The 6545-nt window shown below is 60.6% G+C and carries 6 protein-coding genes; all 6 read left to right on the top strand.

What is annotated here, in order from left to right; translation table 11 throughout:
* The first annotated feature begins 218 nt into the window (after window positions 1-218).
* Genes ACIOWE_RS22710 through motD form a run of 6 tightly spaced genes read left to right on the top strand, consistent with a single transcriptional unit; the run spans window position 219 to window position 6540 of the window.
* Window positions 219-590: a chemotaxis response regulator CheY gene (locus ACIOWE_RS22710; RefSeq protein ID WP_024012118.1), complete on the top strand. Its 372-nt coding sequence runs from the start codon at window positions 219-221 to the stop codon at window positions 588-590.
* Between the two features lie 17 nt (window positions 591-607).
* Window positions 608-1396, top strand: a complete 789-nt coding sequence (locus tag ACIOWE_RS22705; protein WP_095190695.1) for a protein phosphatase CheZ — start codon at window positions 608-610, stop codon at window positions 1394-1396.
* A 35-nt stretch (window positions 1397-1431) separates the two neighbouring features.
* Window positions 1432-3708, top strand: a complete 2277-nt coding sequence (locus tag ACIOWE_RS22700; protein ID WP_401396088.1) for a chemotaxis protein CheA — start codon at window positions 1432-1434, stop codon at window positions 3706-3708.
* A gap of 49 nt (window positions 3709-3757) precedes the next feature.
* Complete coding sequence (locus tag ACIOWE_RS22695) at window positions 3758-4894, top strand: chemotaxis response regulator protein-glutamate methylesterase (RefSeq protein ID WP_401396085.1); 1137 nt, start codon at window positions 3758-3760, stop codon at window positions 4892-4894.
* Window positions 4894-5634: a flagellar motor protein gene (locus tag ACIOWE_RS22690; protein WP_095190692.1), complete on the top strand. Its 741-nt coding sequence runs from the start codon at window positions 4894-4896 to the stop codon at window positions 5632-5634. The genes ACIOWE_RS22695 and ACIOWE_RS22690 overlap by 1 nt, the downstream gene beginning before the upstream one ends.
* Window positions 5635-5649: 15 nt before the next feature.
* Complete coding sequence (motD, locus tag ACIOWE_RS22685; RefSeq protein WP_201239279.1) at window positions 5650-6540, top strand: flagellar motor protein MotD; 891 nt, start codon at window positions 5650-5652, stop codon at window positions 6538-6540.
* Window positions 6541-6545 lie beyond the last annotated feature (5 nt).

Genomic DNA, 6545 nt, shown 5'->3' with positions numbered 1-6545 from the left:
CCAGTGCGCGGCCCGTTTGCGGGGGCGTTTGGGGGAGTGGCGAGCGCGCTGAAGGCAGTGTGGGGACACTGCGAACGAGGCTGGTGCGGTGATGAACGGCACCGGTCTTGCTCTGTTGTGCTCCAGACAGTCTTCGAGTGCTGCGCCGATTGATTGAAGTGGCGCGTCCAGGTGCTGGGCGCGTTTAAGACTGCTTGGAGGTCGAATTGAACAAAGACATGAAAATCCTCATCGTTGATGACTTCTCAACGATGCGGCGGATCATCAAGAACCTGCTGCGCGATCTTGGGTTCACCAATACCGTCGAGGCTGACGATGGCACTACCGCCATTCCGGTGCTCAACAGCGGCAGCATCGACTTTCTGGTAACGGACTGGAACATGCCGGGCATGACCGGTATCGACCTGCTGCGCCACGTACGTGCCGATGAAAAACTCAAGCATCTGCCCGTGTTGATGGTGACCGCTGAAGCCAAGCGCGAGCAAATCATCGAGGCCGCTCAGGCCGGTGTGAACGGCTACGTGGTCAAACCTTTCACGGCTCAGGCGTTGAAAGACAAAATCGAGAAGATTTTCGAACGCATCGGCTGATGACGCGCGGGGGAGCTATGGAGCATAACGAATCTTCACAGGGCGATTTCGAGTCGACCCTGAAAAAACACGCGGTCGAACTGGTCGAGAGCCTTGAAAAAGGCAGGTTCGGCGACGCTGTGCAACTGATCCATGAGCTCAATCAGACCCGTGACCGTGGCCTGTATCAGGAAGTCGGCAAGCTCACACGTGAACTGCACAGTGCGATCGTCAACTTCCAGATCGATCCGCATATGCCGCAGGCCGAGGAAGTGTCGCAAATTACCGACGCCACCGAACGCCTGGGCTATGTGGTCAAACTGACAGAAGCCGCGGCCAACCGCACCATGGATCTGGTGGAAAGCGCCACGCCGGTGGTCAATGGTCTGGCTGATGAAGCTCAGGCCTTGAGTACCGACTGGGGGCGTTTCATGCGTCGTGAAGTCGGAGCTGAAGAGTTCCGCGAACTGGCGCGCCGGGTCGACGGTTTTCTGTCACGCAGCAGCACGGACAACCGTGCGGTGTCGAGCAATCTGAACGACATCCTGCTGGCTCAGGATTACCAGGACCTTACCGGTCAAGTGATCAAGCGTGTGACCCAACTGGTCACCGAAGTCGAAAGCAATTTGCTCAAACTCGTGCTCATGGCCAGTCAGGTGGACCGCTTTGCGGGCATCGAACATGACCGTGCGGCGATGCTTGCAGAAAAAGATCCACAAAAACATCTCTCGCAGGGTGAAGGTCCGCAGATTCATGCCGATAAACGAGAAGACGTTGTGTCCGGTCAGGACGATGTGGACGATTTGCTATCCAGCCTTGGATTTTGAGTTTAGGTTTTTAGACCTGTAGGAGCACCCCATTAATGAGCTTCGGCGCCGATGAAGAGATCCTTCAGGATTTCCTGGTTGAGGCCGGCGAGATTCTTGAGCAACTGTCCGAGCAACTGGTCGAGCTGGAAAGCCGTCCGGATGACGCAGATTTGCTCAACGCAATTTTTCGCGGTTTCCACACTGTAAAAGGGGGCGCCGGCTTCCTTCAGCTCAATGAGCTGGTGGAGTGCTGTCACATCGCCGAAAACGTGTTCGACATCCTCCGTAAGGGTGAGCGTCGCGTTGATGCAGAACTGATGGACGTTGTCCTCGAAGCACTGGACGCGGTGAACAGCATGTTCAGCGAAGTCCGCGAGCGTGCACCGATCACCGCTGCGACGCCGGAACTGCTGGCAGCGCTGGCGCGTCTGGCCGAGCCACAATCAGCGGATCAAGCCCCGGTCTCACCGGTGGCCGAGATGATCGAAGAACTGGTCGTCGAAGGCGATTCGGGCGACATCACCGATAACGAATTTGAACAACTGCTGGACTCGCTGAACGCCGTCAAGGCTGAAGCGGAAGCTCCGGCCGCTGCTGCTGCACCTGCGCAAACTGCCGCAGAGGCAGCCAGCGATGAAATCACTGACGCCGAGTTCGAGTCACTGCTCGATCAGTTGCACGGCAAAGGTCAATTTGCAGCTGACGCCGTCGCGCCAGCGGCGGCCAAACCTGCAGCTCCGGCAGCAGGCGACAGCTCGGACATCACCGACGACGAATTCGAAGCATTGCTCGATCAGTTGCACGGCAAAGGCAACTTTGCCGTCGAAGCGCTGGAGTCGGCCATTGCCTCGGCCCCTGCGTCTGCCGCACCGGCCGCCGCCGCTGCCGGTAGCGATCTGATCAGCGATCACGAGTTCGAATCGCTGCTCGATGAATTGCACGGTAAAGGCAAGTTCACTGAAGTCGGCGCCGCTGCTGCGGGCTCCGCGTCGACCGTCGCCACGCCTGTCGCCAAGGCCCCGGCCGCTGCTGCGACGGCTGCGCCGAAGCCTGCCGCCAAGCCTGAACCGAAAGCCGAAGCGCCAAAACCGGCTGCCGCTGCTGCACCGGCTCCGGCCCGCGCTGCCGCTGCACCGCCACCGGAAAAACCGGCGAGCGAAGCCGAGACCACCGTACGGGTCGACACCGCACGTCTCGACGAAATCATGAACATGGTCGGCGAACTGGTGCTGGTGCGTAACCGTCTGGTGCGCCTGGGTCTCAACAGTGGCGATGAAGCCATGCAAAAGGCTGTGTCGAACCTCGACGTGGTCACGGCTGACTTGCAGACCGCGGTGATGAAAACCCGGATGCAGCCGATCAAGAAGGTCTTCGGACGCTTCCCGCGTCTGGTTCGCGACCTTGCGCGACAGCTGAAGAAAGAGATCAACCTGGAACTGGTCGGCGAAGAAACCGACCTCGACAAAAACCTTGTCGAGGCCCTGGCCGACCCGCTGGTCCACTTGGTGCGCAACGCCGTCGACCACGGCATCGAGTCGCCGGAAGAACGCGAAGCGTCGGGCAAGGCCCGAGGCGGTCGTGTGGTACTGGCGGCCGAACAGGAAGGCGACCACATCCTGCTGTCGATTTCCGATGACGGCAAAGGCATGGACCCGAACGTCCTGCGCGCCATCGCGGTAAAACGCGGTGTGATGGACAAGGACGCGGCCGATCGCCTGAGCGATACCGAGTGCTACAACCTGATTTTCGCCCCGGGTTTCTCGACCAAGACCGAGATCTCCGACGTGTCCGGCCGTGGTGTCGGCATGGACGTGGTGAAGACCAAGATTTCCCAGCTCAACGGTTCGATCAATATCTACTCGACCAAGGGCCAGGGCTCGAAGATCGTCATCAAGGTGCCGCTGACCCTCGCGATCATGCCGACCCTGATGGTCATGCTCGGCAATCAGGCGTTTGCGTTCCCGTTGGTCAACGTCAACGAAATCTTCCACCTCGACCTGTCGACCACCAACGTCGTCGACGGTCAGGAAGTGGTGATCGTGCGGGACAAGGCCTTGCCATTGTTCTACCTCAAGCGCTGGCTGGTCAGCTCCGCCGCTCACGAAGAGCAGCGCGAAGGCCATGTGGTGATCCTGTCGGTGGGCACTCAGCGGATCGGCTTCGTCGTCGATCAACTGGTTGGCCAGGAAGAAGTGGTCATCAAGCCATTGGGCAAAATGCTCCAGGGGACTCCGGGCATGTCCGGCGCCACCATCACTGGTGACGGCCGTATTGCACTGATTCTCGATGTTCCAAGCATGCTCAAGCGTTACGCCGCACGGCGTATTTGAATCCGGGGCGGCGGGGCGATAACGTCCCGCTGCGCCTAATGGAGTGTTTATGGCAGTCAAAGTCCTGGTGGTGGACGATTCGGGTTTTTTCCGCCGCCGCGTCTCGGAAATTCTTTCAGCGGATCCGAGCATCCAGGTGGTCGGCACGGCCACCCACGGTCAAGAGGCGCTCGCTCAGGCCCTGGCCCTCAAGCCGGACGTGATCACCATGGACTACGAGATGCCGATGATGGACGGCATCACGGCGGTGCGGCACATCATGCAGCGCTGCCCGACCCCGGTGTTGATGTTCTCCTCCCTGACTCATGAAGGTGCTCGGGTAACCCTCGATGCGCTGGATGCCGGCGCGGTGGATTTCCTGCCGAAGAATTTCGAAGACATCTCGCGTAATCCGGAGAAGGTCAAGCAACTGCTGTGCGAGAAGGTCCATAGCATCTCGCGCAGTAACCGTCGTTTCAGTGCCTACAGTGCACCGGCTCCGGTGGCTGCTCCAGCGCCTGCGCCAGCTCCGGCGGCATCGAGCTTCAGCAGTCACAGCAGCAGCGCGCCAACGCGTCCGGCTCCAGCGCCGGCACCGGTTCGCACGCCGGCTGCCAGCGCTTCGTCGCCGACACCGAAACGCAAAGCCTACAAACTGGTTGCCATCGGCACCTCGACGGGCGGCCCGGTTGCCCTGCAACGCGTGTTGACGCAATTGCCGGCGAACTTCCCGGCGCCGATCGTGCTGATCCAGCACATGCCGGCAGCGTTCACCAAGGCCTTCGCCGAACGTCTGGACAAGCTTTGCCGCATCAGCGTCAAGGAAGCCGAGGATGGCGACATCCTGCGTCCGGGCCTGGCATTGCTGGCCCCGGGTGGCAAACAAATGATGATCGACGGCCGTGGCGCAGTGAAAATCCTCCCGGGCGACGAGCGTCTGAATTACAAGCCGTGCGTGGACATCACGTTCGGTTCGGCGGCGAAATCCTACGGCGACAAAGTTCTGGCGGTGGTGTTGACCGGCATGGGCGCCGACGGCCGTGAAGGCGCACGTCTGCTCAAGCAGGGCGGCAGCGCGGTGTGGGCGCAGGACGAAGCCAGTTGCGTGATCTACGGCATGCCGATGGCCATCGTCAAAGCCGACCTCGCCGACGCGGTATACAGCCTCGACGACATCGGCAAACACATTGTCGAGGCGTGTATCTGATGGATGTTCTAAGCCTTATCGGGATCATCATGGCGTTCGTCGCCATCATCGGCGGCAACTACCTTGAAGGTGGTCACCTCGGTGCGCTGGCCAACGGCCCGGCGGCACTGATCGTACTGGGTGGCACCATCGGTGCCGCGCTGCTGCAATCGCCGATGAGCGCGTTCAAACGCGCGATGCAGATCCTCGCCTGGATCTTTTTTCCGCCACGCGTGGACCTCGCCGGCGGCATCGACCGCGTGGTCAACTGGAGCCTCACTGCACGTAAAGAAGGTCTGCTCGGTCTGGAAGGCGTGGCCGATGCCGAACCCGACAGCTACTCGCGCAAAGGCCTGCAACTGCTGGTCGATGGCGCCGAGCCGGAAGCGATTCGCAGCATCCTCGAAGTGGATTTCTACACCCAGGAAGCCCGCGACATCGAAGCGGCGAAAGTCTTTGAAAGCATGGGCGGCTACGCGCCGACCATCGGCATCATCGGCGCCGTGATGGGCCTGATCCATGTGATGGGCAACCTCGCCGATCCGACGCAATTGGGCAGCGGCATTGCCGTGGCATTCGTTGCGACCATCTACGGCGTGGCCAGTGCCAACCTGATCCTGTTGCCGGTCGCGGCCAAACTGAAGTCAATCGCGTTGCGACAGTCGCGTTATCGCGAAATGTTGTTGGAAGGTATCTTGTCGATCGCCGAAGGTGAAAACCCGCGCTCTATCGAGTTGAAGCTTCAGGGCTTCATGGATTGATGGGGGTAATGGACTATGGCTCGTCGCAGGCATCAGGAAGAACACGTTAACCACGAGCGCTGGCTCGTGTCCTACGCCGACTTCATCACGCTGCTGTTCGCTTTCTTCGTGGTCATGTACTCGATCTCGTCGATCAACGAAGGCAAGTACAAGGTTATTTCCGAAGCGCTGATCGGCGTCTTTACCGACTCCGACCGCTCGCTCAAACCGATCCCGATCGGCGACGAGCGACCGAAGACCGTGACCCCGGCCAAGCCGCTGGTCAAGGATGCCGAGCAGGTCGACGCCGGTATCGCCGGGGCCAGTGATCCGCTGAAGAGCATCGCCGATGACATCAGCGCAGCGTTCGGCGATCTGATCAGCTCCAACCAGATGACCGTGCGGGGCAACGAGTTGTGGGTCGAAATCGAGCTCAACTCGAGCCTGTTGTTCGGCAGCGGCGACGCCATGCCGAGCGACATCGCGTTCAACATCATCGACAAGGTCGCGGCGATCCTCAAGCCGTTCGACAACCCGATCCACGTTGAAGGCTTCACCGACGATCAACCGATCCGCACCGCGCAGTACCCGACCAACTGGGAGCTGTCCTCGGCGCGTTCGGCGAGCATCGTGCGCATGCTGGCGATGCAGGGCGTAAATCCCGGTCGCCTCGCCTCGGTGGGTTACGGTGAGTTCCAGCCAGTGGCCAACAACGCCACGGCTGAAGGCCGCGCGAAGAACCGTCGTGTGGTGCTGGTGGTGTCGCGAAATCTCGATGTGCGCCGCAGCCTCACGGGTACCGGCACCGCCAACGCGCAACCGGACGCCGCACTGAAGCGGGCTGGCACACAAACTGCACCGACCCCGGTCAAGACGCCGGGACGCGAGAGTGCCGTCAATTCTCCGTCACCCGCATTAATACGCTGAGCCAT

Origin of the sequence: Pseudomonas sp. NPDC087598 (assembly GCF_044743525.1) — a bacterium.
Classification (GTDB): Bacteria; Pseudomonadota; Gammaproteobacteria; order Pseudomonadales; family Pseudomonadaceae; genus Aquipseudomonas.
The sequence above is the reverse complement of the archived record's forward strand: the minus strand, read 5'-3'. Positions and strand labels throughout refer to the sequence as shown.

Excerpts from the sequence above, each read along its gene's own strand:
- ACIOWE_RS22710 (WP_024012118.1), top strand. The coding sequence starts at position 219 with ATGAAAATCCTCATCGTTGATGACTTCTCAACGATGCGGCGGATCATC.
- ACIOWE_RS22705 (WP_095190695.1), top strand. The coding sequence starts at position 608 with ATGGAGCATAACGAATCTTCACAGGGCGATTTCGAGTCGACCCTGAAA.
- ACIOWE_RS22700 (WP_401396088.1), top strand. The coding sequence starts at position 1,432 with ATGAGCTTCGGCGCCGATGAAGAGATCCTTCAGGATTTCCTGGTTGAG.
- ACIOWE_RS22695 (WP_401396085.1), top strand. The coding sequence starts at position 3,758 with ATGGCAGTCAAAGTCCTGGTGGTGGACGATTCGGGTTTTTTCCGCCGC.
- ACIOWE_RS22690 (WP_095190692.1), top strand. The coding sequence starts at position 4,894 with ATGGATGTTCTAAGCCTTATCGGGATCATCATGGCGTTCGTCGCCATC.
- motD (WP_201239279.1), top strand. The coding sequence starts at position 5,650 with ATGGCTCGTCGCAGGCATCAGGAAGAACACGTTAACCACGAGCGCTGG.